Source organism: Luteimonas salinilitoris (assembly GCF_041300785.1).
GTDB classification, from domain to species: domain Bacteria; phylum Pseudomonadota; class Gammaproteobacteria; order Xanthomonadales; family Xanthomonadaceae; genus Luteimonas; species Luteimonas salinilitoris.
The window spans coordinates 63,861-88,833 of record NZ_JBFWIB010000006.1 but is presented as its reverse complement, the minus strand read 5'-3'; the positions used below and the strand labels follow the sequence as shown (position 1 = coordinate 88,833).

Genomic DNA, 24,973 nt, shown 5'->3' with positions numbered 1-24,973 from the left:
AGCGTCGCCCAGGTCGGTGCCCCGCAGCGCGATCGCCAGGTTCCAAGCGCCCGCCCGGCGGGACATCCATCGAGGAGAACGTTCATGCCACACGACCATGCCATCCAATGCGTCCACGACCCGCTGCTGGTCGTGCTGTCCTACCTGGTGTCCGTGCTGGGTGCGTTCACCGCCCTGCAGATCGCCATCGGCATTCCCGCCGCACGCACCGATGCGCAGCGCCGGGCCGCGATCGCCGGCGGTGGTGCGGCGATGGGCGGCGGCGCGATCTGGGCGATGCACTTCATCGCCATGCTGGCGTGCCGGATGGACATTCCGGTGACCTACGACCCGGCCCTGACCCTGCTTTCGGCGCTGATGGCGATCGGCGCCTGCATGCTGGGACTGACGATCGCCGGCACCGGGCTTTTCAGCTGGGGCAAGCTCGCCCTGGCGGGCACCTGCATGGGACTGGGCGTGGCGGCCATGCACTACACCGGCATGGCCGCGATGCGCATGCCGGCGACGCCGCACTACGACATGGGCGTGGTCGCGCTGTCGATCGCGATCGCGATCGTCGCCGCCGCCGCGGCGCTGTGGCTGGCGTTCAACCTGCGCGGCTGGGTACAGATGCTCGGCAGCGCCCTGGTGATGGGCGTGGCGGTCTGCGGCATGCACTACACGGGCATGTACGCGGTCGGCTTCGTTCCCACCGGCGAGGCGGCCATGTCCGGCGGCCTGGGCGGCGACTATCTCGGCATGGGCGTGTTCATGGTGACCACGCTGCTGCTGTCGGCGATGCTGGTCATCATCCTGCTGCGCCGGCAGCGCCGGGCGGCGGTCACGATCTGAAGGATGGCTTCGGCTTTCCGGTCGGGTTCCGTTCGTTGGCGGCGCTCTTCTGGCTGCGCGAGGCAGTCCGGGCCGGTGCTTTGACCGGCGCACTACGCCGGGTCGTCGTACCCACGAAGCGCCCGCCCCATGGCGGCGGGCGCTCGTGTCGAGGCCGGGGACGCTGCGCTCAGTCGTCGCTGACCACCAGCGCGCGCAGGCTGTAGTCGCCGGTGTGGCCTTCGCCCATCGGCAGCGAGTTCAGGCGCACGGTGTAGGTACCGGTCGCGGGGGCCGACACCACCAACAGCGAATCGGTGCCGCCGCCTTCCTTGTCGTCGTTCTCGGCGACGCGGTCGCCGTCCGGGCCGAACAGGATCAGCACGGTGTCGAAGTCCTCCGACTTGGCGCTGATCGCGACCAGCTGGCCGGCGTCGAGATCGAGCGCGTAGTCGTGGCTGCGGCCGCCGCTGTCGCTGGAACGATCGCTGGCCTGCAGCGCGCCTTCGATGGCGCGTCCGGGTGTGAGCTTGTCGGCGGCGAACGCCGGGGCGGCGGCCAGCGCCGTCAGCAGCGCGAGCGAGAACAACGGAAGACGCATTCGGATCCCCTGGAGGGCGACGGAATTGTCGCGGCGCGCAGAGTACACCGGGCGCGACCGGGGAGGCGCGCCTGCCGCCGGCCGGCAGGCGCGCGCCGGATCATTCCGGCTTGACGAAGCGCAGCGTCATCCGGTCGCTCTCGCCGATCGTGCGGTACTTCTCGGCGTCGGCCTCCTCGTGCCTGTTCGACGGCGGCAGGGTCCAGACGCCGTTCGAGTGGTCGCGGGTGTCCCCGGGATTGGCGTTGATCTCGCTGTTGTCGACCAGGCGGAACCCGGCGCCCTCGGCCAGGGCGATGACGGTCTGCTCGCCGACGTAGCCGGACTCGTCGTCGGCCGGCAGTTCCTTCTCGGCGCGGTGCTCGACCACGCCGAGCACGCCGCCCGGCTTGAGCACGCTGAAGAAGCCCTCGAACATCGCCTCGGCGGTGTCGTCGCCGAGCCAGTTGTGGACGTTGCGGAAGGTCAGCACCGCGTCGGCCGAGGCGTCGTCGCCGAAGCGCGGCGCTGCGGGATCGAACTCGACCATGGTGGCGCGGCCGTAGACCTCGGTGGGCTCGCCGCCGAGCCGTTCGCGCAGGCCGTCGCGGCCACGGGCGTAGTACTCACGGCTGCGTTCGTCCTCCTGGCTGTCGGGCGCGACCACCGCACCCACGTAGGTGCCGTTCTCAGACAGGTAGGGCGCCAGGACCTCGGTGTACCAGCCGCCGCCGGGGGTGATCTCGACCACGGTCATGTCCGGGGTGATGCCGAAGAAGGTCAGTGTTTCCTTCGGGTGGCGGTACTGGTCGCGGGCGACGAACTCGGGCGTGCGCCAGTCGCCGGCCAGCACCGTATCGAGCGCGGACGAAGCATCCACGGCGACGTCGGGCGCGGGCACCGGAGTCTCGCTGTCGGTTGCCGGCGGTGGCGCATCGTTCTCGGCAGCGCAGGCGACGAGCAGGGCGGGCAACAGGGCGGCAAGCAGGACACGCTTCATGACATCTCTCCGTGAACGGGGGTCCAAGCCTAGCGCCAAACGCATCGGCGCGTCAGCGCGTCAGGCCATCGCGCGCGCGCCGGCTGCCGCGGGCCATGGCGGCGGCATGGACCCGCGCCTCGCCGTGCAGCCAGTCGCGGAATGCGCCGAGCGCGGCATGGCCGCGATTGCGCGGCGGATACACGAGGTAATGCGCATAGTCGGTTTTCATCCGTTGCCGCCCGAGCCGCCGCAGCTGCCGGGATTCGAGCAGCAACCGCACCCGCGTCAGGCGCCCGAGCGCCACGCCGAGCCCGGCGGTGGCGGCCCGGTGCAGCGCTTCGGCGTCGTCGAAGCGCGCGGCGAACCGCGCCGGCATGTCGCCCCCGTGGCGCGCGAACCAGGCCGGCCAGGCGTCGGGATCGGGATCGCCGAGCAGCGGCCAGTCCTGGAGCCGTTCGACGCCGGCCTTGCGCATCCGCGCCGCCAGCGCCGGGCTCGCCACCGGCGCCAGCCAATCGTCGAACAGGTGTTCGGCGACCACGCCAGGCCATTGCCCGCGCCCGGTGCGCAGCGCCGCATCGACCTGGCCAGGTCGGGAGAAGTCGACCACTGCCGCGTCCGACAGCAGGTTCAACTCGACCTGCGGCTGCGCGGCCAGGAACTCCGGCAGCCGCGGCAGCAGCCAGGCCGACGCCAGCGACGGCACCACGCTGAGCGTCAGCACGTCGTCGCGGCGCGCGGCGAACGGGCGCAGCGCCTCCTCGATCGCATCCAGGTGCGGCGAGACCTGCTCGAGCAGGCGCTGTCCGTCCGCGGTCGGATGCACGCCGCGCGGCCCGCGCTCGAACAGGCGGCGGTCGAGCCGCTGTTCCAGCGAACGGATCTGATGGCTGAGCGCGCTGACCGTCAAATGCATCGCTTCGGCGGCGCGGGTGAGATTGCCGGCGCGCGCCGCCGCCACGAAGCCCTGCAGCGCGTGCAGCGGCGCGCGGATCCCGTCGGGGCGTGTGGCTGGAGTTGAATTCAATTCAAGGCTGCCTTGCGAATACGTCGCTTTTCCGCCGTGGACTATCGGCCTATCTTCGATCACGGTCAACTCGAAGAGGGAAAGCGTCATGAACATCTGGAATGAATTGCTGTTCCTGCAGGGGCATGTCGCCAGTCCGCGGCTGGCGCTCGCGCTGGCCGATGCCGAACCCGCCGCGGAGCCGGCGCCCGCCGTCGCGCCGCCGCCCCGCGGCGACGAGCATCGCCGGTGCGCCGCGGCGGCTTGCGGCTGAGGCGTTGCGCCGCCGGAACACAGCATCACGCCGCGGATTCGCGCACCGGCAACATCGACGCCGGTATCTTGGTCGGCCTTGCCAACCCCGGAATCGCGCATGGCCGCAGCAGGAGACGCAAGACCGCTCGGCCGCTCGGGCCTGCGGATCCGTCCGCTCGCCTTCGGCGGCAACGTGTTCGGCTGGAACGCCGACGAGAAGACCGCGTTCGCGCTGCTCGACGCCTTCGTCGACGCCGGCTTCTCCCTGGTCGATACCGCCGATGTCTACCCGGCCTGGGTGCCTGGCAACCGTGGCGGCGAGTCGGAGACGATCATCGGCCGCTGGCTGGCGGCGCGCGGGGGCCGCGACCGGCTGGTCGTCGCCACCAAGGTCGCCAAGTGGAGCGCGCGTCCGGGGTTGTCGCCCGACAACATCGCCGCCGCGGCCGATGATTCGCTGCGGCGCCTGCAGACCGACTGCATCGACCTGTATTTCGCCCACGAGGACGATCCGGACGTCCCGCTCGAGGACACCCTCGGCGCGTTTGCGCGCCTGATCGAACGGGGCAAGGTGCGCGCCATCGGCGCCTCCAACTATGGCGCGCCGCGGCTGGCCGAGGCGCTGGCGGTGGCGCAGCGGCATGGGCTGCCGCGCTACGAGGTGCTGCAGCCCGAGTACAACCTCCACGACCGCGCGGACTACGAGTCGTCCCTCGAACCGCTGGCGCGCGAACACGGCCTCGGCGTGATGAGCTACTACTCGCTGGCCAGCGGCTTTCTCAGCGGCAAGTACCGCAGCGCCGCCGACGCCGCCAAGAGCGACGCCCGCGGCGCCACCGTGGTCCGGCGCTATCTCGACCGCCGCGGCGAACGCATCCTCGAGGCGCTCGATGCCGTGGCCGCCGCGCACCAGGCCACCCCGGCGCAGGTGGCGCTGGCCTGGCTGATCGCGCGCGAGTCGATCACCGCGCCGATCGCCAGCGCCACCAGCCTCGAGCAGCTGCGCGAGCTGCTCGCCGCCGCCGACCTCTCGCTGTCGGCGGCCGACATCGCCGCGCTGGACGCCGCCGGCGCCGACACCGGGGAGCCGTCATGACCGCCGCCGACAACATCCGCATCGTGCTCGCCTCGCGCCCGCAGGGCGAGCCCGCCGCCGAGAACTTCCGCGTCGAACGCGTGCCCCTGCCGCGGCCGGCCAAGGGCCAGGTGCTGCTGCGCAACCGCTGGCTGTCGCTCGACCCGTACATGCGCGGACGCATGAATGCCGGGCGCTCGTACGTCGCGCCGATCGAGGTCGATGCGGTGATGGAGGGCGGCACCGTGTCCGAGGTGCTCGAGTCGCTGCATCCGGAATTCGAACCCGGCGACCTGGTGCTGGCCGACGGCGGCTGGCAGACCCATGCCGTGGCCGACGGCGACACCCTGCGCCGCAAGCTCGATCCGCAGGACGCACCGGTCACCTCCGCGCTCGGCGTCTACGGCATGCCCGGCTTCACCGCCTATGCCGGCCTGCACGAGATCGGCAAGCCGCGGCCGGGCGAGACCCTGGTGGTCGCCGCCGCTTCCGGCCCGGTCGGCGCCACCGTCGGCCAGATCGCCAAGCTGCGCGGCGCGCGCGTGGTCGGCATCGCCGGCGGCGCGCGCAAGGTCGCGCACCTGCGCGACGATCTCGGCTTCGACGTCGCCCTCGACCACCGCGCCGACGACTTCGCCGAACAGTTGAAGGCGGCGGTGCCGGACGGCATCGACGTGTACTTCGAAAACGTCGGCGGCCACGTGTTCGACGCGGTGCTGCCGCTGCTCAACGAGTTCGCGCGGGTGCCGGTGTGCGGCCTGATCGCCCACTACAACGACAGTGCGCCGCCCGAGGGACCCGACCGGCTGCCGCAGCTGATGGGGCTGGCGCTGGCCCGGCGCCTGACCATCCGCGGCTTCATCGTCTTCGACTTCAACAAGCTCTATCCGGAGTTCCTGCGCGAGATGGGTGCGTGGCTGCGCGACGGCAAGGTCCGCTACAGCGAGGACATCGTCGAAGGCCTGGAGAACGCGCCGCAGGGCTTGATCGGCCTGCTGCGCGGCGAGAACTTCGGCAAGCAACTGGTGCGGATCGCATAGCAAGCAAAAATTCCCCTCGATCCCTGGGAATTTCGCGCATTTCTGGCGCCTGTCTTCCCCCTTTGAAAAAGGGGGATTGAGGGGGGACGAAAGCCGCCGCTTGCAAGCCGCAGGCTTGCGGCGGCTTGAGCGCCCCCGCGCGATGCTCGCGCGGCGGGAGACACGGCGGATTGCGTCATCCCGGCGCATCCGACGATGCCGGTATCGCGCGCATGGCGCGCTCCTACGGATCGGTATTGCCACCCGTCCGGGATGACGAAAAAAAGGCCCGGCAATGCCGGGCCTTTTCGGTACCGCGTTCACTGCGCCTCAGCCCGCGGCCAGGCGCTCCAGCGCGGCGTTGAAGGTCTCGCTCGGGCGCATCGCCTGCGCGGCCTTGGCATGGTCCGGATGGTAATAGCCGCCGATGTCGACCGCCGCACCCTGCACGCGGTTGAGCTCGTCGACGATCGCCGACTCGTTCTCGGCCAGAGCGTGCGCCAGCGGCGCGAACCGTGCCTTCAACGCGGCGTCGTCGTCCTGCGCCGCCAGCGCCTGCGCCCAGTACAGCGCCAGGTAGAAATGGCTGCCGCGGTTGTCCAGCTCGCCGACCTTGCGCGACGGCGAGCGGTTGTCGTCGAGGAATCGGCCGTTGGCCGCGTCCAGCGTCTTCGCCAGCACCCGCGCGCCGGCGTTGTCGTGGCGCTCGGCCAGATGTTCCAGCGACGCCGCCAGCGCCAGGAACTCGCCCAGCGAATCCCAGCGCAGGTGGTTCTCCTCGACGAACTGCTGCACGTGCTTGGGCGCCGAGCCGCCGGCGCCGGTCTCGAACAGGCCGCCGCCGGCCATCAGCGGCACCACCGACAGCATCTTGGCGCTGGTGCCCAGCTCCAGGATCGGGAACAGGTCGGTCAGGTAGTCGCGCAGCACGTTGCCGGTGACGGAGATCGTGTCCTCGCCCTTGCGGATGCGCTGCAACGAGAACTTCGTCGCCTCCACCGGCGGCAGCACGCGCAGGTCGAGGCCGGCGGTGTCGTGGTCCTCCAGGTAGGCCTCGACCTTGGCGATCACCTGCGCGTCGTGCGCGCGGTTCGCGTCCAGCCAGAACACCGCCGGGGTCGCGCTCAGGCGCGCGCGGCTCACCGCCAGCTTCACCCAGTCGCGGATCGGCGCGTCCTTGGTCTGGCACATGCGCCACACGTCGCCGGCCTCCACCGCGTGCTTGAACAGCACGTTGCCGGCCTCGTCCGTCACCCGCACGGTGCCGTCGGCGGGGATCTGGAAGGTCTTGTCGTGCGAGCCGTACTCCTCGGCCTTCTGCGCCATCAGGCCGACGTTGGGCACGCTGCCCATCGTCGCCGGGTCGAACGCGCCGTTGGCCTTGCAGTCGTCGATCACCGCCTGGTACACGCCGGCGTAGCAACGGTCCGGGATCACCGCCTTGGTGTCCTGCAGCTGGCCGTGGGCATTCCACATGCGGCCCGAGTCGCGGATCATCGCCGGCATCGACGCGTCCACGATCACGTCGCTGGGCACGTGCAGGTTGGTGATGCCCTTGTCGGAGTTCACCATCGCCAGCTCCGGACGGGCGGCGTACACGGCGGCGATGTCGGCCTTGATTTGCGCCTGCTTCTCTTCCGGCAGCGTGCCGATGCGCGCATAGAGGTCGCCAATGCCGTTGTCCGGGTCGAAGCCGACCTGCCGCAGCGCCTCGGCATGCTTGTCCAGCGCCTCGCCGTAGAAGGTGCTGACCGCCTGGCCGAACAGGATCGGATCGGAGACCTTCATCATGGTCGCCTTCAGGTGCAGCGAGAACAGCACGCCCTGCGCCCGGGCGTCCTCGATCTGCGCCTGCAGGAACGCCGCCAGCGCCTTGCGCCGCATCACCGAGGCGTCGGCGATCTCGCCGGCCTGCACCGCCACCTTCTGCTTGAGCACCGTGCTGCCGCCGCCGGCGTGCAGCAGCTCGATCTTCAGGCCGCCGGCCGCGCCGATCGTCGCCGAGCGCTCGCTGCCGTAGAAATCGCCGTCGTCCATGTGCGCCACGTGCGTCTTCGAGTCCGCGCTCCAGGCGCCCATCCGGTGCGGATGCTTGCGCGCGTAGTGCTTCACCGACAGCGGCGCGCGGCGATCGGAATTGCCCTCGCGCAGCACCGGGTTCACCGCGCTGCCGGTGACCTTGCCGTAACGCGCGTGGATGTCGCGCTCGTCGTCGTCCTTCGGCTCGTCCGGGTAGTCCGGCAGCGCGTAGCCCTGGCCCTGCAGCTCGCGGATCGCCGCCTTCAGCTGCGGCTCGGAGGCGCTGATGTTCGGCAGCTTGATGATGTTGGCGTCCGGCGTGGTGGCCAGCGCCCCCAGCTCGGCGAGGTGGTCGCCGATCCGCTGCCCGGCCGTCAGCCGCTCCGGGAACTGCGCGAGGATCCGCCCGGCCAGCGAGATGTCGCGGGTCTCCACCGCGATGCCGGCGGTGGCGGTGAACGCCTGCACGATCGGCAGCAGCGACTGGGTGGCGAGGAACGGGGCTTCGTCGGTCAGGGTGTAGATGATCTTCGGCGTGCTGGGCATGGGGGCGTCGGGATCCTGCGGGCGAGAAGGGGAAGCGCGGCGCGGGGCAAGGAAACCGGTGGCCCGGCCATGCACGGCCCGCGAGCGGTCGGTCGGCCCTGCCGCGGAACGGCGCGAGCGATCACGCCATTGTCGCGTGTTCCGCAGACGCGGGCAAAGCACGGTAAACCCCGAATGCCGATGATGCACAGCAGGAGGGGCTTCAGCCCCGGCCCGCCGTAGTCGGCGCCGAAGCCTCCTGCAGACGGTCGCCGTCGGCGGCCGCTTCGCGCTGCGGCGCCGGCTCCCGGCCGAACACGCTGCGGCCGCCGTCGGCATGCGATTGCCGGCGTTCGTCGGCGATCAATTGCCGGGCCGAAGGCCCGTCGGCATGGCGTTCGCGCCGGCGGCCCGTGCGTCCAGGCGCTCGAGTGCCTGCAGCTGTTCCTCGCAGCCGAGCTTCATGTTGCGCACCGCGCGCTTCAGCCCGCCGATGATCTGGTCGTACACGCGCGTCGGCACCGGAAACGGATGCCGGTCCTTGCCGTGCGCCGGCGATAAGCGCGCCGGATCAGTGAACCGACACCGCGCGCCGTGTAGCGCCTCGGCCACCAGCCCCCCGCTGCACTGCTTCCATCTGTGGCGCGCCCACGTACCGCTTCCCCCGCACATCCGGCTAGCCCCTCCCGTGCGTTCGGAAGAAGCGGGCGCGCCGAAACAGGGCTTGCACGCCCACACGAGCAGGCGTATATACGTTAGTTATAACGAAACCCCGGAGCCACGCCCATGAAGCTCAAGATCACCACCATCGGCAATTCCGCCGGCGTCATCCTGCCCAAGGAACTGCTCGCCCGCCTGCGCCTGGCCAAGGGTGACGAGTTGTTCGCGCTCGAAACCCCCGACGGCATCAAGCTCAGCGTGTTCGATCCCACCTTCGCCGCGCAGATGGACGTAGCCGAGAAGATCATGCGCGAGGATCGCGCCGTGCTGCACAAGCTGGCGCAGTAGCCGCGGCCATGATCATCTGGATCGAAAAGCCGCTCGCGCTGGCCATCCACGACCGCCAGCTGGCCGAGCACGGCGGCAACCCCGGCGTGCGCGACGAGGGCCTGCTGGACTCCGCCCTCGCCCGCCCGCAGCAGCTGCACGCCTACGGCGACCCGCCGCCGGACCTGGCCGACCTCGCCGCCAGCCTCGCCTTCGGCCTGGCCCGCAACCATCCCTTCATCGACGGCAACAAGCGCACCGCGCACGTCTGCTATCGCGTGTTCCTTGCCCTGAACGATGCCGACCTGAAAGCCGGCGACGAAGACAAGTACGTCACCATGCTGGCGCTCGCCGAAGGCAGCCTGCCCGAAGCCGACTTCGCTGCCTGGCTGCGCCGGCATATCGCGCCAGCCGACACCAGGCTGCACGAGCCGCGGGCGCGCTACGCGCGCTGAAGCGGCGCGGCGGGTTGAGGCGTCGCCGCTTGCGGTGGACCGTCCGGTCGCTCACGACCCGAAGCGGACATTCTTGCGACCCGGATCGGGTATTGGTCACCGATTCGGTCCCGCTGCCAATCCCAGCTCGAGAGCATGCCAACAATCGTAGAAGAAGGTTCGGTCGAATGAGGATTGGACGTGTGCAGGGTCGAAATCGCGCGCGGCCTCAAACCGGCAGGCGGGATTGGTCGGATGCGCGCAAATGAGTAGCCAATAGGTGTCATAGCCTTTTGCACGATAGTCGGGCAACAGCTCCTGCTTGACGTCCACACGCTCCTGAAGAATCTCTTTGGTGAGGGGGGCGACCCAACTCGCCTCGGAGCACTGCCATATTCCACGTCTAGATTCGCGCCAGAATCTGAGTTCTCGGAAGTACTGTCTCAGCATGGAGGGCAGGCGCTCGCCAGACACAGCCACCACGTCATACTCATGCTCGAGACGCAGACTGAGAAGGAACTCGACGATCCGTCGGCTCAGATCGGAGCGATTCACAGTTCGAAGGTCTGCTTTGTCGAAGAACGAGAAGCACACACTTAGTGGAGGCCCGTTTTGCGCTTCGTACCCGCGCTTGGCGCGCTCCAGTATGTCGTCCTTCGGAGCGCGTCTCGCACGCTCTTCTTTGCTCTTTTGGATTTCAGTGATCTCAACACCTATCGTACTGCCATCCAGGACGATAGCTAAGTCGGGTGATTCAAATTCACCTGACAGAAACTGAGCGGGAATAGCTAGCTGCTGCAGCAAGCCATGAAGCATTGCGCGTTCGAACTGCTTCTTTCGTAACGCCGTCACGTTGATCCTACCTGTCGGGAGTTGCTTCCTCTCGAAGCGAAAGCCACATGATCTCATGTGTCAAGTGGATAGTCCGCTACTGGCCGTAGGTGTCCGTTCTCACGGATTGGATACGCGGTCGACGATCCATTCGACGATCGCGTCGAATCTCTCTTGATCGAGAGGATGTCCGCGGTCGACGCGGAGCTCGGTGATGAAGTCGCCGGGGACCTTGGCTACGACCTGGTCTGCATCCCTTGAGTACTTGTCCTTGGTACCCGATACGACCAGTGTCGGCCGAGGTCCGATGGCTGAAAGAACATCGTGCGTGTCAATCTGGCGAGCGAGCCCGGGCACGGTCTCGAAAAGGGTGATCCCGGTGCCCTCCCGGCGACGCGTCTCAAAGCTGCACACAGCACCGCTGACGCATGCGAACCTGCATCGCGAATCAACTGCCGCGTGGTAGAGCGCCGTGTAGCCACCGTACGAGTGTCCTGCCACGCCCACGAGCCGCTCGTCTACGTCAGCGGCTTGGAGCAGAACGCTTAGGGCTCGCTGGGCGTCATCAAGGCACTTCCTCATTAGCAGGTCGCCATCCAGCAACCGGTAGCTCATGGCGTTGTAGTGCTGAAGCCAATCGTAGTAATCCGGCTCTACCCCCTGAACCGATCCTCGTCGATCCTCGAAAGTGATGGAGTCCGGGGCCAGAACCGCGAGACCTCTACGAGCGAGCGCTGGCCCGAAGGCTTGAAACGCGTCGCCCACAACGCCGGCTACCTCGCTCTTGCCGAAGTGGAACTCCCCGTTGTGTTGGTGGAAGACAACCACTCCACCGAGCGTATCGCGCCCCATGGGCGTGAACAGGAAAGCCGGAATGAGATCACCTTCGAGTCCCCGGTATTCGATCCTTTCACGGGCGAATCCGTCGTTCTCGTCGGCGTCGCCTCGCTGGAATTCCATCGGAACAGGGTCCGCTAGGCCAAGGCGCTCTTGAAGCGTCGTAGAGAGGTCGGTCATCATCTGTGGATAATAGCTCGCAGGATGGGATGGCTCGTTAGCTGCCTCATAGAAAGGCCGGACGTTCTTCATTCAAGCCGACGCCACTTCGCGGTGCGACTCATGCATGCGTCGGACGTCTGGTTCTGGCCTATTCTGTTGAAAAACTCGCCCGCCTCGGAACTGATCGGAAAATCGCAGCGCGAGAGTTCTATTTCGACAGATTTCGAGCCCAAATTCTGCTGAAATCGAATCGATTTGGCGCCTGATTCTGGAAGCCCAGAGTTTTTCAACGGAATAGGCCGAAAGGGGTCCGGCAGTCTTTGACGGTCGCGCTTACCCATAACCTCGGCCAGCAAAGACCGTCAGCCCTGGGCGATTCGACGGTGCGCCAAACGAGCCTGTTCGGCGATACTGCTTGCTGCGTCCAAGGGGCACTGGGAGCGGATGAAGACACTGGTACTGGGCGGCTACGGAAACTTCGGCGCTCGCATCTGCCGGGCGCTTGCGGGCGATGCGAACATCGACCTGCTGGTAGCGGGACGCAATGCGGGGCAGGCCCGACGATTCGCAGACACCCTGGACGGGCGGGCCAGCGCCGTCCCGATCGACTGCAATGCCCCCGGCTTCAGCCAGGCCTTGGCCGTACTGGACGTCGACTTGGTGATCCACACTGCCGGCCCGTTTCAGGAGCAGTCGTATGCGGTGGCACTTGCGGCCGCAGGTGCCGGGGCGCACTACATCGACCTGGCTGACGGCCGCCGCTTCGTCTGCGATTTTCCACGGGTACTGCAGGACGCATTCCAGCGGGCTGGAAGAACGGCCATCAGCGGCGCGAGCACGGTGCCGGCTCTGTCCTCGGCCGTTGTCGAGCACCGCCGGTTGGCGGGCCCTGCATGCGATCGACATGTGCATCGCGCCTGCGCAGAACGCACCGCGGGGCAAGGCGACGTTGGCGGCGGTGTTGAGCTACTGCGGCAGGCCGGTCGGGCTCTGGCGAGACGGACAGTGGACGCAGGCGCCCGGCTGGGCCGCGCCCGAGCGCGTCGAGTTCAAGCGATTGCGCCCCCGCATCGGCGCGCTGTGCGACATCCCCGATCTCGAACTGTTCCCGGCGCGATATGGCGTGCGCGACCGGGTGATGTTCCGCGCCGCGCTCGAGGTGGGCGCAACGCAGCGCGCCTTCGCCGTGCTGGCGGCGCTGCGCGGCATGGGCCTGCTGAAGCGGCCGGAACGCCTGGCCGGGATCCTGGACCGCATCAGCGGCGTGTTCGACCCGCTGGGTACGTCGCTGGGCGGCATGGTCGTGCGCATTGAAGGGCTCGACCATGCCGGACGCCCCGCAGGGCGCGCCTGGCACATCGTGGCCGACAACAACGATGGTCCCGAAATCCCCTGCATGGCCACGATCCTGCTGGCGCGAAAGCTCGCTGCCGGCGATGCCTTGGCGACGGGCGCCTTCACGGCCGCGGGCCTGCTGTCGCTGGACGCGTTCGAACCCGAGTTCGCCAGGTGGGGGATGGTCACCGACGTCGTCGACGAAGCCCTCGAAGCCTCACAGCAGGCCCCCTCCGCAGGCTCAACCGTGGCCTTGCGATGAGTACTGGAGATGAAAGGCTATTGCGCATGGGCGTGGTATTCGTGTGGCTGGCGACGGCGGCTGTCAGCCTATGGGAGTTCAACGGCCAGAGCATGGAGCTCCTGGCGAAGGCAGGCATTACCGACCATCGTGTCGCCACGGTCCTGGTCACCCTGGGCGCGGGCGCCGACTTCCTGGTCGGTATCGCGATGGCGCTGTGGCCGTCGCGACGCGTCTATCTGACCGCGCTGACACTCATGTTGGCGATGACGGCGGTGGCCAGCGTGCTCGATCCCTCGCTGTGGCTGCATCCCCTGGGGCCGCTGACGAAGAATGTCCCCATTGCCGCGGCCCTATGGATTCTGATCAGGGGAGCGAAATGATGACGACCTATTTCGTAGTGAAGTGGATCCACGTGCTGTCCAGCGTCGTCCTGGTCGGCACCGGCTTGGGCACAGCGTTCTACATGTTCTTCGCCAACCGCAGCGGGAGCCTGGAGGCGCAGGCGGTCGTGTCCCGGCTCGTGGTCCGCGCAGACTGGTGGTTCACCACCCCGGCGGTCCTGGTGCAGCCCGCCAGCGGCCTGTACCTGGTGCACCTGGCAGGTTGGCCGCTCACTACGCCATGGCTGGCGCTGTCGATAGGGCTCTTCGTGGTCACCGGCGCGCTGTGGCTGCCTGTGGTGTGGCTGCAGCTGCGCATGGCGGCCATGGCCTCCGCGGCGCGGGCCGGCTCGGGCGAGCTGCCCTCCAGATACTGGCGCTATGTGCGCTGCTGGGAAGCACTGGGCTACCCGGCCTTCGTCGCGATGTTGGCGGTGTTCTATCTCATGGTGGCAAAACCGACGCTGTGGGAATAGGTGCCGCCATTCTGAGCCCAGGGAGTGATGGTCGAATCCGGCCCGAAGCGGACGTGCGTGCAACTCGCCCCTGCGCAGCCGATGTCATTGCGGCATCCGGATGGGCTCGTCGCCCCCGACAGTTGCGTGCCGGCACGGTGGCAACCGAGACTGCAATACCGGCCTGCCACAGGCGCTCCAGGCCGTTTCATTTACCGCTACGCTGCGGACACGGTGCCGGTCCGGCATCTTGCGATGGGAGCTCTACACATGCGAAGGATCGGCTTGACGCTCGTCCTCACCGGATTGCTGACATTGCAGGCGGCGACCGCCGCAACGCCGCCCTCACCTGCCGAGTTCGCAGGCTATGCGGAAACGCTACTGGCGGACGCGTACCGCGCGGATGTACCGGGCGGGGCGGTGCTTGTGATGCGCGGGGACGAGGTGTTGTATCGGGGCGCGCGCGGCCAGGCCGATGTTGCGGCCGACGTGCCGCTCAAGCCGGGCGATCGGTTTCGCATCGCGTCGGTCACCAAACAGTTCTCCGCTGCCGGGCTTTTGACGCTGGTCGACGCCGGCAAGGTCTCGCTGGATGATCCGCTTTCGAAGTACCTGCCGACTTATCCGGGCGGTGCGCGCATTACGATTGAGCAATTGCTCAACCACACGTCCGGCATCAAGGACTACTACGACTCCAAGAACGACACGCCGGACTTCGCGCCGGGCGAAGGGTGGAGATACAGCAACTCCGGCTATGTCCTCGTCGGCGCCGTGATCGAAGCGGCGAGTGGCCAGCGCTGGTACCGCTATCTGGACCAGGCGTTGTTCAAGCCACTGGGCATGAACGACACCGGATACGCCGCCGACCACGCCGTCGTCGTGCATCAGGTCAAGGGCTACACCATGAACCGCGGGGCCCCCGCGCCTCCGCGGCTGTTCAGCATGACCCAAGCTCATCAGGCTCATGCCGCAGGTGCGCTGGTTTCGACGGTCGATGACCTGGCACGCTGGAACCGCGCCCTGCACGAGGGGGACCTGCTCAAGCCTGCGACCTACGCGCGCATGATCTCGCCGGCCGGCCAGGCGAAGGCCTACGACTACGGGTACGGCATCTGGACGTCTGCAGTGCGGGGCGCACCGGCGTTGCAGCACAGTGGCGTCATCGCAGGCTTCTCCTCGCACCTGCTCTATGTGCCGGGAGCGGATGTCACGGTCGCCGTGCTCCTCAACAACGAAACGCCTTCTCCAGCGCATGAGCCCAGTACGGTCGCGCGCCGCCTTGCGGCCGCCGCCCTGGGCGATCCGTATCCGCCGGTGAAGCCGGTTCACGTGGACGTTGCAGTACTCAAGCAGTACGAGGGCGTGTATCGCGTCGACCGGGATGCGACGCGCACGCTGCGCGTTGTCGACGGAACCCTGACCGCCAAGCGCACTGGGGGGATGCGCTCTGAACTCACCGCGATCACCGCCGACACATTCGTGTATCCCGAGGGTCTCAGTCGATTGCAGGTGATGCGCGATGCGATGGGCAGGGTGACAGCCATGCGTTTCTGGCCCGAGGGCGAAGGTGAAGGCGTCGTCGCTCCGCTCACCGATCTGGCGGTGCCGGTCGATATTACGCTTCCACGCGATGCGCTCGGGCGCTTGGTCGGCAAGTACTGGGCTCCGGCCCTCCTGATCAGCGCCGCGATCGCCATGTTCTACGCGGCGAAGCTATGGCGCAGACGCAAGCGCCTGTCCAGCAAGAGCGCTCTGACGCAAGGTGCGCGTGGGTAAGTGGCGTCCGTTTCTGGCCGAAAACAAACGTCGAGTTGGACGCCTGGAACGTGCCAGCCAACTAGCCTTCGATGTAGGCGGAGAGTTCTTCGGGTATTCCGAGCGGGAAGGCTTCTTTCAAGAATTCCAGGAAAGCCGAGACCCGAGTACTCAGCAGGCGCCGAGACGGGTAGAGGGCCCAGATCTCGATAGGGCGCCCCTTCACATCGCCCCAGTGCTCGAGCACGCCTGAGCGCAGGTCGCCCGTCACAAGCGATAGAGGAAGTACGGCCGCGCCGATCCCGGTGCGCACCGCATCGCGAATCATGACCAGCGATGCCAGGCGCAAGATCGGGTCGATATGAACCCGCAAGTCTCCTTCATGGGTCGTCAACTCCCAGGTTGACTGATCGCTTGACGCTCTCACTACCGCGGGGACCGGCGCATCCTCCATCGGCCGCTGCAACGCAGGACTAGCCACCGCCACCAGGCGGTCGCGGAGCAGGATGCGCCCGATCAAGTGCTCGTTGGGATCGGGATTGACCCGGATCACCAGGTCGTAGCCCTCTTCCACCATGTCGACCGCCCGATCCTCTGTCGTGATCTCCAGGCGCACCTCTGGATAGCGCAGCGCGAATTCGGCGGACAGTTTGCCCAGCGCCATCTGGGAGAACAGCAGTGGCGCGCTGATGCGCAGCCTGCCACGCGGGGTTTGACCTCCCGAGGCGATCGCGGCGGTCGCTTCGCCCAGTTCGGTGAGCAGCGTCTCGGTGCGCTCGAACAGGACCCGCCCCTCCTGGGTCAGCTTCAGGGCGTGAGAGCCACGCTCGAACAGACGCACCCCCAGGCCCGCCTCCAAGTCCGCAACCCGCCGCGACAGTGTGGCCTTGGGTCTTTCAGCCGCCCGCGCGGCCCGGCCGAACCCCCCATGACGCGCCACCAGGTTGAAGTCAGCCAGAGCCAGGAGGTCCATGTGGTCCACTGGTGAGACGGGTGGTCCAAGTATATGGGCTATCGGACCGTCAGTGGATCACGAACGATAGGGCCTCCCAACCAACCCGGAGCAGTCCCATGACCATCCTCGTAACTGGCGCCACCGGAAATGTCGGTCGGCACGTCATCCAGCAACTCACCCGGCGTGGCGCAAAGGTGCGCGCCCTCGTCCGCAATCCAGCCGCCGCCAAGCTGCCCGATGGGGTGGAGGTCGTGCAAGGTGACCTGCTCGATGTGGATGCGTTGCGCAGCGCCTTCCAGGGCGTCTCCACCCTCTTCCTACTCAACGCTGTAGTGCCCGATGAGTTCACCCAGGCGCTCATCACGCTCAACGTGGCCCGCGAGGCCGGTGTTGAACGAGTGGTCTACCTCTCGGTCATCCACAGCGATCGTTACGTGAACGTGCCGCACTTCGCCGGCAAGTTCGGAGTGGAGCGCATGATCGAACAGATGGGCTTCAGCGCCACCATCTTGCGTCCGGCCTATTTCATGGACAACGACCTGACGATCAAGGATGTAGTGCTGGGCTACGGCGTGTATCCCATGCCGATCGGAAACAAGGGCCTTGCCATGATCGATGCGCGCGACATCGGCGAGATTGCCGCCATCGAGCTGCTCTCCCGCGATCAGGCACCCGATGGCGACGCGCTGACCCGCATCAACCTGATCGGTCCGGACACGCTGACCGGCGCCGAAGTGGCAGGCATCTGGTCGGACGCACTCGGCCGCACGATTGCTTACGGCGGCGACGACACGGCTGCCTTCGAGCAGAACCTGCGCCAGTTCATGCCGGCGTGGATGGCCTACGACATGCGCCAGATGGCCGAACGCTTCCTCACCGACGGGATGGTGCCCGAGGCGGACGACGTCGAGCGACTGCGCCAGTTGCTGGGCCGTCCCTTGCGCTCCTATCGCGACTTCGCCGCTGCAACCGCGGCGGCCGCCTGACTCGAACGCAACCTCACCCACAAGGAGTCCATCATGATCTACTCAACCGCCACCCTGCCGGTGAATGTCGCCGGCCAAGCACCGCTTACCCGCGCTCAAGTGTGGGAGGGGCTGGTCCAGAAGGCGCGTGACGCCAAGCTCTTCTTCCCACCCAATGAGTGCACACGCTGCGAGATCGTCGAAGAAAGCACCTCGCATCTGGTGCGCGAGGCGACCATCCTGGGTGATGACCTTATCGAGATCATCACTTTCGACGCAGGTACGAAGATCACCTTCTTCCAGGCGCAGAGCCCGCGCGAGGGCGCGATCATCAACGAGCTCTTGGAGGACGCGGACGGCGCGCTGTACCTTCGCTTCTATTGCTACCTGGGCCTGCGCGGCAAGGTGGCCAGCGGCCCCGAGGAGCAGGCCGCCCAGACCTGGATGGATAGCGATCAGGGGTTCAAGGCTGCGATTCAGTCGACGCTGAAGCGCACGCGCGAGCTTTTCGAAGAAGGCAAGATCTGATCAGATCGGGCGCCAGGGGTCGGGCCCAGCTCGCCCCTCGGCGCTTACATTGGCTCACCCACGACAAGAAGACGGGCACTGGGGAGCCGGACATGGACCCGCCGCAAGACGTGCATACCGAGGCAGCCGTGTGAGGAGGGTGGCGGTCCCGCTTTTCGGCGGAGGACGACAGACAACTAGTTTTTTAGTTGACAGCACCTGCGGGCCCGTTTAGGATGCCGCCAATCAACTAATAAATTAGTAAGGAGCAGCCGATGGCCCGCCCGGCCTCGCCTACGCTGACCAATTCCGAGCGCGCGATCCTGGAGGTCCTCTGGGCCCGCAAGGAGGCCTCGGTGCGCGAGGTGGCCGAGGAGCTGTCGAAGAAGAAGCCGCTGGCCTACACCACGGTGCTGACGATGTTCAAGGTGCTCGAGCGCAAGGGGCTGGTGACCTATCGCACCGAGGGCCGTGCCTTCATCTACAGCGCCGCGATCAGCCGTGGCGAGGCGCGCCGGCAGGCGCTGGACAATGTGCTCCGGCAGTTCTTCGGCGGTTCGCCGGACGTGCTGGCCCAGCACCTGATCGAGGAACACGATCTCGACCTGGCCGAGCTGCAGGCCCTGCAGGACCAGGTGGATGCCGCACCCAAACCGAGGAAGCCAAAATGAGCGATCGTTGGCCGGATGTCGTCGTTGCCATCGGCGCGCAGCATCTCTGGCAGAGCGCGGTGCTCCTGCTGCTGGCATTGCTGGTCTTCCGGCTGCGGCGGCCGAGCGCGCGGGCGCGTCCGTGGATGTGGCTCTGCGTCTTCCTGCTGGCGGCGGTCTCGCCGCTGGCGGTGTTGCTGCCGGGCGACGCGTCGACAGCCGGTGCGATGACGAGCGCGTCGCTGGCGACCACCGCGCCGACAGCCCACGCAACCACCGGTGCATCCGTCGTGGCGCGCGAGGCATTGCCCACTCGCGCAATGCTGGCAGCGTTGCAGCCGGTCGCGCTGCTGGCCTGGGCGCTCGGCACGCTCTGGGGTATCGGGCGCCTGTGCACCGGCTGGTACCGGGCGCGGCGCCTGCGCGATACGGCGCGCAGCTCGCCCTACCTGGAGCGCCTGGTTCGCAGCGAACTGCCCGCCAACGCGATGGTCCGGGTGTCCGCCGGCATCCGCAGCCCGATGGTGGTCGGCCTGGCGCACCCCTGCATCCTGGTGCCGCGGGCGCTGGTGGCCGAACTGTCCGAGGCCGCGCTGCGCGACGTGCTGCGCCACGAGATCGCACACGTGCTGCGCGGCGACATGGGGTGGTCGCTGGTCCAACACCTGCTCGCCGCCGTCTACTGGTGGAACCCGTTCCTGCGGCTGATCGGGTCGCGGCTCGACCTGGCGCGCGAGATGGCCTGCGATGCGTTCGCCGCCACGCGCGCCGGCGAGGGCCGGCATTATGCGAACTCGCTGCTGCGCAGCGCCGAGCAGGCACTCCTGCTTCCCGATCCCCTCGTGCTGGCCAGCGGCATCTTCGCCGGCCGCGCGGGCCTGCGCCAACGCATAGAAGGACTCCTGGAAATGGACAGGCACGTTTCGCCGCGGGGCAAGCCCGCACTGCTGCTGTTCGGGCTGATGCTGGCGTCGAGCGTGACGCTGACGCTCGCGGCCACGCCGCGAATGGGCACGCCGAACGATGCAGAGGACTCCCTGCGCATGGCCGACGCCCGGCTGCTGGTGGAAGCCGCAGGTGAAGGCCGCATCGACGAGGTGCAAGCGCTGCTGCGACGCAGCGTGGACATCGACGCCGTGGTGCCCGGCGACGGCACCGCGCTGATCGCCGCCGCGAAGGCAGGTGACCTGCCCATGATTACCTTGCTGCTGCGCAAGGGCGCGGACGTGGACCGCCCGGCGCGCGGCGACGGCAATCCGCTGATCGTGGCGGCGATGGCCGGACACCATGAAGCTGTCGCGCTGCTGCTGAGCTTTGGGGCGAGCGTCGATGCCATCGTCCCGGGCGACGAGACCGCGCTGATCAACGCCGCGCGCGGCGGGCACCTGCAGAGCGTCAAGTCTTTGGTCGCATACGGCGCCGACGTCAATCTCGGCGTGCGCGCCGAATTCGGCCAGTGGCGCTCGCCGCTAAACCAGGCGCGCGGCCGCAAGGTGCGCGATTACCTGATCGCCCATGGCGCGGTACTGGGCAACGGCTGATCGTCGATCGACCGCAATGGCCACCTGAGGGAGCTCACCTTGAAGACGAACGCGATGCACCGTGCCGGGATCGTCCCGGCGCTGATGACGGCCTGCGCCCTCATTGTCGCGGCCGGCGCGCAGGCGCAGGACCGCGAACGCGAGCCTGCACCGGCCGGGCCGCAAACCGCACTGACGCACGGCCTGCGCCCGAACCTGCTGAAGATCGGCGAGCCCCTGCCGCGCTGGTCGCTGCAGGCGCGCATGGCGCACCACCGCGTGCCCGGCGTGGCCATTGCCGTGCTGAAGGACGGCCAGGTGGTGCAGGCGATGGGCTTCGGCGTGCGCCAGGCCGGCACGCAGGAGGCCGTCGACGCCGACACCCTGTTCTCGGTCGGCTCGATCAGCAAGATCGCCACCGCGGCCACGTCGCTGCGGCTGGTCGCCGACGGCAGGCTCGACCTGGACCGCGACGTCAACGGCTACCTACGCGCGTGGCAGGTAGCGTCGTTGCCGGGCGTCGCGAACGCACCGGTCACGCTGCGCATGCTGATGTCGCACACCGCCGGGCTGACGGTGCACGGATTCAAGGACTTCCTGCCGGGCGAGCCCTTGCCGACCCTGCCGGAGATCCTGGACGGCACGTCGCCGGCGAAGAACAATCCCATTCGCCTGCAGCACGCGCCGGGCCTGAAGGTGGACTACTCAGGCGGCGGCACGATGGTCCAGCAGCGGATGATCGAGGACGTCGCTGGCCAGCCGTTGGAGGCGGTCGCGCGCGCGCAGGTGTTCGATCCGCTGGACATGCATCGCAGCACCTTCCTCAGTCCGTTGCCGGCGGAGCGCGGCAACATCGCCCGGGCGCACGACCGCGACGGCGCGCCGACCGCCCTGCCGCGCGGCTGGCAGGCATTTCCCGAGCAGGCCGCCTCCGGCCTGTGGACCAGCGCCAACGAACTGGGCGCCTTCGTCGGCGCGTTGATCCAGAGTTATCACGGCGCTGACGGGCTGCTGCCGCAACCGATCGCGCGGCAGATGATGACCGAGGTCGCGCCGAGCCCGCACGGGTTGGGCCCGCGGCTGGAGGGCGCCGGCGCCACCCGCATCTTCCACCACGGCGGCGCCAACGACAGCTATCACGCATGGATCGAGGGCTACCTGGAAACCGGCGACGGCTTCGTGATCCTGACCAACGGCGCCAACGGTTACGCCCTGCACCGCGAGATCCGCAACGCGCTCTCCGATGCGATCGGTCTGGGGGTGAACCCGCTGGTCCGCACCGTCGACCTGGACCTGAACGCGCCCATCTATGCCGACTACGCCGGCGTCTACCGGCTCGACCCCGCGGCGCCGATGGACCATCGCGGCGGCTTGGCCGACTCGTTCGACGCCGACACGGTCGAGGTCGCGATCGACGACGGCGCGATGCGCATCCGGCTGCCGGACCAGGACGAACCGCGGACCCTGCAGCCACTGTCCCCCACCCGCTTCGCCGCCACCACCGCCACCCAGTACGAATTCCACCGCGACGCGCACGGCAAAGTGCGGGCATTGAGCGTGGAACAGGGCAGCTCCCGCGCCTACTACCGACGCACGCCGGAGTAGTCCCTGCGGGCACACCCCCCCGTAGGAGCGCGCCACGCGCGCGATGCCGCGGGCACTTCGCCGCCAAGGAATTAAGGCCACCGGCGCGCGCTCCGGCTCGCGACGGAACCGTTGATGGCCGGACCCGTAGACGTCACCGGCATCGCGCGCATGGCGCGCTCCTACGGGAGGGTCGCGCTCGATCTAATCGTAGGCAGGCCGCCGCGTGACGGCGGAAAGGCATTCAAGCCGAACCCGCTTCGCGGCGCGGCTCAATTCAAGCGTCAAGGCTACAATCGCACGATGGATTACCAGCTCGTCATCAAGTTCTGGCGCAAGTCTTTGGCAGATGAAGCGTTTCTCGCGACGATCGAGAGCGAGTTGAAGGATGCGCTTGGCGATACTGTCGAACTTGAGGGCCATGACGTCAGTCCGAAGGAAATCAACCTATTCGTGCTGACGCCCGATCCCCGCCATTCTTTTCGACGAGCAAGAGATGTTCTGGAAAGGTTGGGTGTCGTGCAGGGCGTTTCCGCCGGCTTCCGCCTGGTCGGCGGCGCAAGATTCACCTCGATCTGGCCACTACGCAATACGCGGAAGTTCACGCTTCCGTAGTGCCGTGCAGGCTTAGCCATTCATTCAATGCGGACCCGCTTCACGGCTCGGCCCGATTCAGGCGATAGCGCCCATGGAAGGTATCAGCCACATCACGTTCGTCGTTCGTGACCTCGAGCGCATGGCCGTCTTCCTGTGCGAGGGGCTCGGAGCGCATGAGGTCTATGACAGTGCGGGCCGCAACCACTCGCTGTCTCGCGAGAAGTTCTTCGTGCTTGGCGGCGTCTGGATTGCTGCCATGGAGGGAGACTCCCGGATCCGCGGGGAGGGGTTGTCTCTGTACTTCCATGACTTCGAAAATCATCTGTTCGAACTGCATACTGGTACTCTGGAGCAGCGCCTGGCCGCATATGGCGTCGCGCGTTAGCAACGCATTCTTGTCGACTCGATTCCTTCGGCTCGGCCAAGGTCTGGATAGCATCGGGAATGATCATGGCGATCGAATGGCGTGACTCGGCCGATCTCGTGGACTGGGCGGATCTCTCGGAGATGTACCGGCTTGCCCCGCTCGGGAATAAGAGCCCGGCGTGGCTGGAGAATGCCTTCTCGAACAGCATGTTCAAGTGCTTCGCGTACGACGACGGGGCGGTCGTCGCCGCCGGCCGCGCGGTCGCCGACGGCGTCGATTGTTCCTACCTGTGAGACATCGCGGTGCATCCGGCCCACCAGGGACGCGGACTCGGCAAGCAGGTCATTCAGCGGCTGGTCGACCGCTCGCGCGGGCACCGCAAGATCCTCCTGTACGCAGTGCCGGGGAAGGAGCCGTTCTACGGGACGTTCGGCTTCAGGAGAATGCGCACCGCCATGGCCATCTTCGAGAATCCCGTCCAGGCTGCGATCGACGGCTACACGGACGACGCCTGAGCGGATTTCGGGGGGGCATGAATTCGGCCGTCAGCCGTCGAGGATCGCGACGTCCAGCTGGCCGATCCGCGCCGGATCCGCGACCACGTCGATCCCGGCGACCTTCCCGCCCGAGAACCGGAACGCGAACACCACGCGCGGTTGTCCCTCCGGGGCGTACACGGCGCCGGCGGCGCCGTCGATGAGCGCCGGCTGTGCCGCCTGGGCGCGGCCCAGGAAGGTCTCCACGATCGCACCGGGGCCGCGGGCCTCGGCGGTCAGTTTCGGTGCCTTCGCGGCCTGGCCGGCGGCGCTCGCCTGCACCGCGGCGCGGTCGGCGCGCAGCACCACCTCGGGGTCGAGCAGCGCCAGCAGGGCGTCGAAGTCGCCGTTGCGCGAGGCGTGGAGGAAGGCGGCGACGATCTCGCGTTGGCGGGTACGGTCGGCGTCCGCGTCCGCGTCGGTGCCCTGCACGCGGCGGCGGGCGCGGCTGGCGAGCTGACGCGCCGCGGTGGGGGTGCGATCGACGATCGCGGCGATGTCGTCGAAGGACATGCCGAACATGTCGTGCAGCACGAAGGCGAGGCGCTCGGCCGGGGTCAGGGTGTCGAGCACGATCAGCAGCGCGGGACCGATCGCATCGGTGAGCAGCAGTTCGTGTTCGGGGCCCTGGACTTCGGCGTGGGTGGCGTCGGGATCGGCGAGCTGCGGATCGAACGGTTCCTCGCGCCGCGACTTGCGCGCGCGCAGCTGGTCCAGGCAGACGCGCGCGACCACGGTGGTCAACCAGCCGCCGAGGTTGTCGATGGCGCCGGCGTCGCTGCGGTCGAGGCGCAGCCAGGCCTCCTGCACCACGTCGTCGGCCTCGCTGCGCGAGCCGAGCATGCGGAAGGCCACCGCGCGCAGGTGGCCACGGTGGGCCTCGAATTGCCGGGCCAGCCAATCGTCGTCGGTCATCGTCACGTTTCCTCGTTGCGGTTCGTCATCCGGGTGACGTACCACTCCCAACCAACGTGACAGGAGATAGCACGATGCAAGCAAGAATGCCCAATCCGGCGGTTGTCCTTCCCGAGGCGATGAAGGCGCTGTGGGCGCTGAAGACGGCCACCGAGGACCGCGGCGTGCCGGCCAGGACGATCCACCTGGTGGAGCTGCGCGCCAGCCAGTTGAACGGCTGCAGCGTCTGTGTGGACATGCACTGGCGCGAGGCCCGCAAGGCCGGCGAGACCGACGAGCGCCTGTTCGCGGTGGCGGCCTGGCGCGAGGCGCCGTGGTTCGACGACGCCGAACGCGCGGCGCTGGCGCTGACCGAGGCGCTGACGCGGCTGAGCGACCGCCCCGAGGCGGTCACCGACGCGATGTGGGAAGAGGCCGCGCGGCACTACGACGAGCAGGCGCTGTCGGCGTTGTTGCTGGCGATCGCCAACATCAACGTGTGGAACCGCTTGAACGCGGCCACGCGGCAGGTGGCGGGCGCCTGGAAAGGCTGAGCTCTGCCGCGATGGGCGGATACCCGCACCGGCCGCTCCTGCAGGCGGGGAAGGCTTCATCCCCGCCTGCGGGCGGCCGTGCCCGGGCAGGGCAAGCCCGATGCCATGGAGAGAGCGGGCTTCGGCCCGACGCGGTCAGCCCGATTCCGGAGG

At 67.9% G+C, this 24,973-nt stretch carries 27 protein-coding genes and 2 pseudogenes; 20 read left to right on the top strand and 9 right to left on the bottom strand.

Annotated features, from left to right (window positions below; translation table 11 throughout):
- Nucleotides 1-84 precede the first annotated feature (84 nt).
- Nucleotides 85-831 (top strand): MHYT domain-containing protein, encoded by a 747-nt coding sequence (locus tag AB5T46_RS11365; protein WP_370564068.1) that lies wholly within the window; start codon nt 85-87, stop codon nt 829-831.
- Between the two features lie 169 nt (nt 832-1,000).
- On the opposite strand, the gene AB5T46_RS11360 is transcribed toward AB5T46_RS11365, so the two are convergent.
- From AB5T46_RS11360 to AB5T46_RS11350, 3 genes are all read right to left on the bottom strand, one after another.
- Entirely contained in the window at nt 1,001-1,411 is a 411-nt protein-coding gene (locus AB5T46_RS11360; RefSeq protein WP_370564067.1) for a PPC domain-containing protein, read from the bottom strand.
- Nucleotides 1,412-1,511: 100 nt separating this feature from the next.
- Nucleotides 1,512-2,390, bottom strand: a complete 879-nt coding sequence (locus AB5T46_RS11355) for a class I SAM-dependent methyltransferase (RefSeq protein WP_370564065.1) — start codon at nt 2,388-2,390, stop codon at nt 1,512-1,514.
- 52 nt (nt 2,391-2,442) lie between these two features.
- The gene (locus AB5T46_RS11350) at nt 2,443-3,399 is read right to left on the bottom strand and encodes a LysR substrate-binding domain-containing protein (RefSeq protein WP_370564064.1); all 957 of its coding nucleotides are present in this window, start codon (nt 3,397-3,399) and stop codon (nt 2,443-2,445) included.
- 88 nt (nt 3,400-3,487) lie between these two features.
- Between AB5T46_RS11350 and AB5T46_RS11345 the strand changes: the two genes are divergently transcribed.
- The 3 genes from AB5T46_RS11345 (at nt 3,488) to AB5T46_RS11335 (ending at nt 5,748) form a co-directional block, all read left to right on the top strand.
- Entirely contained in the window at nt 3,488-3,652 is a 165-nt protein-coding gene (locus AB5T46_RS11345) for a hypothetical protein (RefSeq protein ID WP_370564063.1), read from the top strand.
- A gap of 99 nt (nt 3,653-3,751) precedes the next feature.
- On the top strand, nt 3,752-4,729 hold the full coding sequence (locus AB5T46_RS11340; protein WP_370564062.1) for an aldo/keto reductase: 978 nt from the start codon (nt 3,752-3,754) through the stop codon (nt 4,727-4,729).
- Nucleotides 4,726-5,748 (top strand): NADP-dependent oxidoreductase, encoded by a 1,023-nt coding sequence (locus AB5T46_RS11335; RefSeq protein WP_370564061.1) that lies wholly within the window; start codon nt 4,726-4,728, stop codon nt 5,746-5,748. Before AB5T46_RS11340 ends, AB5T46_RS11335 begins: the two co-directional genes overlap by 4 nt.
- A gap of 309 nt (nt 5,749-6,057) precedes the next feature.
- Here AB5T46_RS11335 and AB5T46_RS11330 read toward each other — a convergent pair whose 3' ends face one another.
- Both AB5T46_RS11330 and AB5T46_RS11325 read right to left on the bottom strand, forming a co-directional pair.
- Nucleotides 6,058-8,292: an NADP-dependent isocitrate dehydrogenase gene (locus AB5T46_RS11330; RefSeq protein ID WP_370564059.1), complete on the bottom strand. Its 2,235-nt coding sequence runs from the start codon at nt 8,290-8,292 to the stop codon at nt 6,058-6,060.
- 202 nt (nt 8,293-8,494) lie between these two features.
- A pseudogene (locus tag AB5T46_RS11325) lies at nt 8,495-8,886 on the bottom strand (hypothetical protein); the annotation flags it as partial.
- A 171-nt stretch (nt 8,887-9,057) separates the two neighbouring features.
- Here AB5T46_RS11325 and AB5T46_RS11320 point away from each other — a divergent pair.
- Complete coding sequence (locus AB5T46_RS11320) at nt 9,058-9,279, top strand: AbrB/MazE/SpoVT family DNA-binding domain-containing protein (protein ID WP_370564057.1); 222 nt, start codon at nt 9,058-9,060, stop codon at nt 9,277-9,279.
- Nucleotides 9,280-9,287: 8 nt separating this feature from the next.
- Nucleotides 9,288-9,713: a type II toxin-antitoxin system death-on-curing family toxin gene (locus AB5T46_RS11315; RefSeq protein WP_370564056.1), complete on the top strand. Its 426-nt coding sequence runs from the start codon at nt 9,288-9,290 to the stop codon at nt 9,711-9,713.
- 96 nt (nt 9,714-9,809) lie between these two features.
- Here the strand turns inward: AB5T46_RS11315 and AB5T46_RS11310 are convergent, their stop codons facing one another.
- Together AB5T46_RS11310 and AB5T46_RS11305 are read right to left on the bottom strand one after the other, a co-directional pair.
- Nucleotides 9,810-10,544: a hypothetical protein gene (locus AB5T46_RS11310; protein WP_370564055.1), complete on the bottom strand. Its 735-nt coding sequence runs from the start codon at nt 10,542-10,544 to the stop codon at nt 9,810-9,812.
- Nucleotides 10,545-10,643: 99 nt separating this feature from the next.
- Nucleotides 10,644-11,543, bottom strand: coding sequence for a dienelactone hydrolase family protein (locus AB5T46_RS11305; protein ID WP_370564054.1), 900 nt, complete (start codon nt 11,541-11,543; stop codon nt 10,644-10,646).
- A 423-nt stretch (nt 11,544-11,966) separates the two neighbouring features.
- Here AB5T46_RS11305 and AB5T46_RS11300 point away from each other — a divergent pair.
- From AB5T46_RS11300 to AB5T46_RS11285, 4 genes and pseudogenes are all read left to right on the top strand, one after another.
- Nucleotides 11,967-13,119 (top strand): annotated as a pseudogene (locus AB5T46_RS11300) (saccharopine dehydrogenase family protein).
- A 26-nt stretch (nt 13,120-13,145) separates the two neighbouring features.
- Nucleotides 13,146-13,481: a DoxX-like family protein gene (locus tag AB5T46_RS11295; protein WP_370564053.1), complete on the top strand. Its 336-nt coding sequence runs from the start codon at nt 13,146-13,148 to the stop codon at nt 13,479-13,481.
- A complete protein-coding gene (locus AB5T46_RS11290) occupies nt 13,481-13,957 on the top strand; it encodes a DUF2269 family protein (protein ID WP_370564052.1) in 477 nt (158 codons plus the stop codon). Before AB5T46_RS11295 ends, AB5T46_RS11290 begins: the two co-directional genes overlap by 1 nt.
- A 264-nt stretch (nt 13,958-14,221) precedes the next feature.
- A complete protein-coding gene (locus AB5T46_RS11285) occupies nt 14,222-15,712 on the top strand; it encodes a serine hydrolase domain-containing protein (protein ID WP_370564051.1) in 1,491 nt (496 codons plus the stop codon).
- Between the two features lie 61 nt (nt 15,713-15,773).
- On the opposite strand, the gene AB5T46_RS11280 is transcribed toward AB5T46_RS11285, so the two are convergent.
- Nucleotides 15,774-16,664, bottom strand: a complete 891-nt coding sequence (locus AB5T46_RS11280) for a LysR family transcriptional regulator (protein ID WP_370564050.1) — start codon at nt 16,662-16,664, stop codon at nt 15,774-15,776.
- Between the two features lie 98 nt (nt 16,665-16,762).
- On the opposite strand from AB5T46_RS11280, the gene AB5T46_RS11275 reads away from it, so the two are divergent.
- The 9 genes from AB5T46_RS11275 to AB5T46_RS11235 all read left to right on the top strand — a co-directional run bounded on the left by AB5T46_RS11275 (nt 16,763) and on the right by AB5T46_RS11235 (nt 23,351).
- On the top strand, nt 16,763-17,632 hold the full coding sequence (locus tag AB5T46_RS11275; protein WP_370564049.1) for an SDR family oxidoreductase: 870 nt from the start codon (nt 16,763-16,765) through the stop codon (nt 17,630-17,632).
- Between the two features lie 33 nt (nt 17,633-17,665).
- Entirely contained in the window at nt 17,666-18,139 is a 474-nt protein-coding gene (locus AB5T46_RS11270; RefSeq protein ID WP_370564048.1) for an AtaL-like protein, read from the top strand.
- 254 nt (nt 18,140-18,393) lie between these two features.
- Nucleotides 18,394-18,789 carry a BlaI/MecI/CopY family transcriptional regulator gene (locus AB5T46_RS11265; protein WP_370564047.1) on the top strand — a complete coding sequence of 132 codons (396 nt, stop codon included), beginning with the start codon at nt 18,394-18,396 and terminating at the stop codon, nt 18,787-18,789.
- On the top strand, nt 18,786-20,309 hold the full coding sequence (locus AB5T46_RS11260; protein ID WP_370564046.1) for a M56 family metallopeptidase: 1,524 nt from the start codon (nt 18,786-18,788) through the stop codon (nt 20,307-20,309). Before AB5T46_RS11265 ends, AB5T46_RS11260 begins: the two co-directional genes overlap by 4 nt.
- Nucleotides 20,310-20,348: 39 nt before the next feature.
- Nucleotides 20,349-21,893, top strand: a complete 1,545-nt coding sequence (locus AB5T46_RS11255; protein WP_370564044.1) for a serine hydrolase domain-containing protein — start codon at nt 20,349-20,351, stop codon at nt 21,891-21,893.
- A 114-nt stretch (nt 21,894-22,007) separates the two neighbouring features.
- Nucleotides 22,008-22,487, top strand: coding sequence for a hypothetical protein (locus AB5T46_RS11250; RefSeq protein ID WP_370564043.1), 480 nt, complete (start codon nt 22,008-22,010; stop codon nt 22,485-22,487).
- Nucleotides 22,488-22,560: 73 nt separating this feature from the next.
- Entirely contained in the window at nt 22,561-22,854 is a 294-nt protein-coding gene (locus tag AB5T46_RS11245; protein ID WP_370564042.1) for a VOC family protein, read from the top strand.
- Between the two features lie 59 nt (nt 22,855-22,913).
- Complete coding sequence (locus tag AB5T46_RS11240) at nt 22,914-23,129, top strand: hypothetical protein (protein WP_370564040.1); 216 nt, start codon at nt 22,914-22,916, stop codon at nt 23,127-23,129.
- Between the two features lie 9 nt (nt 23,130-23,138).
- Nucleotides 23,139-23,351 (top strand): GNAT family N-acetyltransferase, encoded by a 213-nt coding sequence (locus AB5T46_RS11235; protein ID WP_370564039.1) that lies wholly within the window; start codon nt 23,139-23,141, stop codon nt 23,349-23,351.
- Between the two features lie 30 nt (nt 23,352-23,381).
- Here the strand turns inward: AB5T46_RS11235 and AB5T46_RS11230 are convergent, their stop codons facing one another.
- Complete coding sequence (locus AB5T46_RS11230; protein ID WP_370564037.1) at nt 23,382-24,287, bottom strand: sigma-70 family RNA polymerase sigma factor; 906 nt, start codon at nt 24,285-24,287, stop codon at nt 23,382-23,384.
- Nucleotides 24,288-24,361: 74 nt separating this feature from the next.
- Between AB5T46_RS11230 and AB5T46_RS11225 the strand changes: the two genes are divergently transcribed.
- A complete protein-coding gene (locus tag AB5T46_RS11225) occupies nt 24,362-24,820 on the top strand; it encodes a carboxymuconolactone decarboxylase family protein (RefSeq protein ID WP_370564036.1) in 459 nt (152 codons plus the stop codon).
- Nucleotides 24,821-24,973 lie beyond the last annotated feature (153 nt).

What these genes read in the sequence shown, in the direction of transcription:
- AB5T46_RS11365 (WP_370564068.1), top strand. Translation starts at nt 85, where the DNA reads ATGCCACACGACCATGCCATCCAATGCGTCCACGACCCGCTGCTGGTC.
- AB5T46_RS11360 (WP_370564067.1), bottom strand. Translation starts at nt 1,411, where the DNA reads ATGCGTCTTCCGTTGTTCTCGCTCGCGCTGCTGACGGCGCTGGCCGCC.
- AB5T46_RS11355 (WP_370564065.1), bottom strand. Translation starts at nt 2,390, where the DNA reads ATGAAGCGTGTCCTGCTTGCCGCCCTGTTGCCCGCCCTGCTCGTCGCC.
- AB5T46_RS11345 (WP_370564063.1), top strand. Translation starts at nt 3,488, where the DNA reads ATGAACATCTGGAATGAATTGCTGTTCCTGCAGGGGCATGTCGCCAGT.
- AB5T46_RS11340 (WP_370564062.1), top strand. Translation starts at nt 3,752, where the DNA reads ATGGCCGCAGCAGGAGACGCAAGACCGCTCGGCCGCTCGGGCCTGCGG.
- AB5T46_RS11335 (WP_370564061.1), top strand. Translation starts at nt 4,726, where the DNA reads ATGACCGCCGCCGACAACATCCGCATCGTGCTCGCCTCGCGCCCGCAG.
- AB5T46_RS11330 (WP_370564059.1), bottom strand. Translation starts at nt 8,292, where the DNA reads ATGCCCAGCACGCCGAAGATCATCTACACCCTGACCGACGAAGCCCCG.
- AB5T46_RS11320 (WP_370564057.1), top strand. Translation starts at nt 9,058, where the DNA reads ATGAAGCTCAAGATCACCACCATCGGCAATTCCGCCGGCGTCATCCTG.
- AB5T46_RS11315 (WP_370564056.1), top strand. Translation starts at nt 9,288, where the DNA reads ATGATCATCTGGATCGAAAAGCCGCTCGCGCTGGCCATCCACGACCGC.
- AB5T46_RS11305 (WP_370564054.1), bottom strand. Translation starts at nt 11,543, where the DNA reads ATGATGACCGACCTCTCTACGACGCTTCAAGAGCGCCTTGGCCTAGCG.
- AB5T46_RS11295 (WP_370564053.1), top strand. Translation starts at nt 13,146, where the DNA reads ATGGGCGTGGTATTCGTGTGGCTGGCGACGGCGGCTGTCAGCCTATGG.
- AB5T46_RS11290 (WP_370564052.1), top strand. Translation starts at nt 13,481, where the DNA reads ATGACGACCTATTTCGTAGTGAAGTGGATCCACGTGCTGTCCAGCGTC.
- AB5T46_RS11280 (WP_370564050.1), bottom strand. Translation starts at nt 16,664, where the DNA reads ATGGACCTCCTGGCTCTGGCTGACTTCAACCTGGTGGCGCGTCATGGG.
- AB5T46_RS11275 (WP_370564049.1), top strand. Translation starts at nt 16,763, where the DNA reads ATGACCATCCTCGTAACTGGCGCCACCGGAAATGTCGGTCGGCACGTC.
- AB5T46_RS11270 (WP_370564048.1), top strand. Translation starts at nt 17,666, where the DNA reads ATGATCTACTCAACCGCCACCCTGCCGGTGAATGTCGCCGGCCAAGCA.
- AB5T46_RS11265 (WP_370564047.1), top strand. Translation starts at nt 18,394, where the DNA reads ATGGCCCGCCCGGCCTCGCCTACGCTGACCAATTCCGAGCGCGCGATC.
- AB5T46_RS11260 (WP_370564046.1), top strand. Translation starts at nt 18,786, where the DNA reads ATGAGCGATCGTTGGCCGGATGTCGTCGTTGCCATCGGCGCGCAGCAT.
- AB5T46_RS11250 (WP_370564043.1), top strand. Translation starts at nt 22,008, where the DNA reads ATGGCCGGACCCGTAGACGTCACCGGCATCGCGCGCATGGCGCGCTCC.
- AB5T46_RS11245 (WP_370564042.1), top strand. Translation starts at nt 22,561, where the DNA reads ATGGAAGGTATCAGCCACATCACGTTCGTCGTTCGTGACCTCGAGCGC.
- AB5T46_RS11240 (WP_370564040.1), top strand. Translation starts at nt 22,914, where the DNA reads ATGATCATGGCGATCGAATGGCGTGACTCGGCCGATCTCGTGGACTGG.
- AB5T46_RS11230 (WP_370564037.1), bottom strand. Translation starts at nt 24,287, where the DNA reads ATGACCGACGACGATTGGCTGGCCCGGCAATTCGAGGCCCACCGTGGC.
- AB5T46_RS11225 (WP_370564036.1), top strand. Translation starts at nt 24,362, where the DNA reads ATGCAAGCAAGAATGCCCAATCCGGCGGTTGTCCTTCCCGAGGCGATG.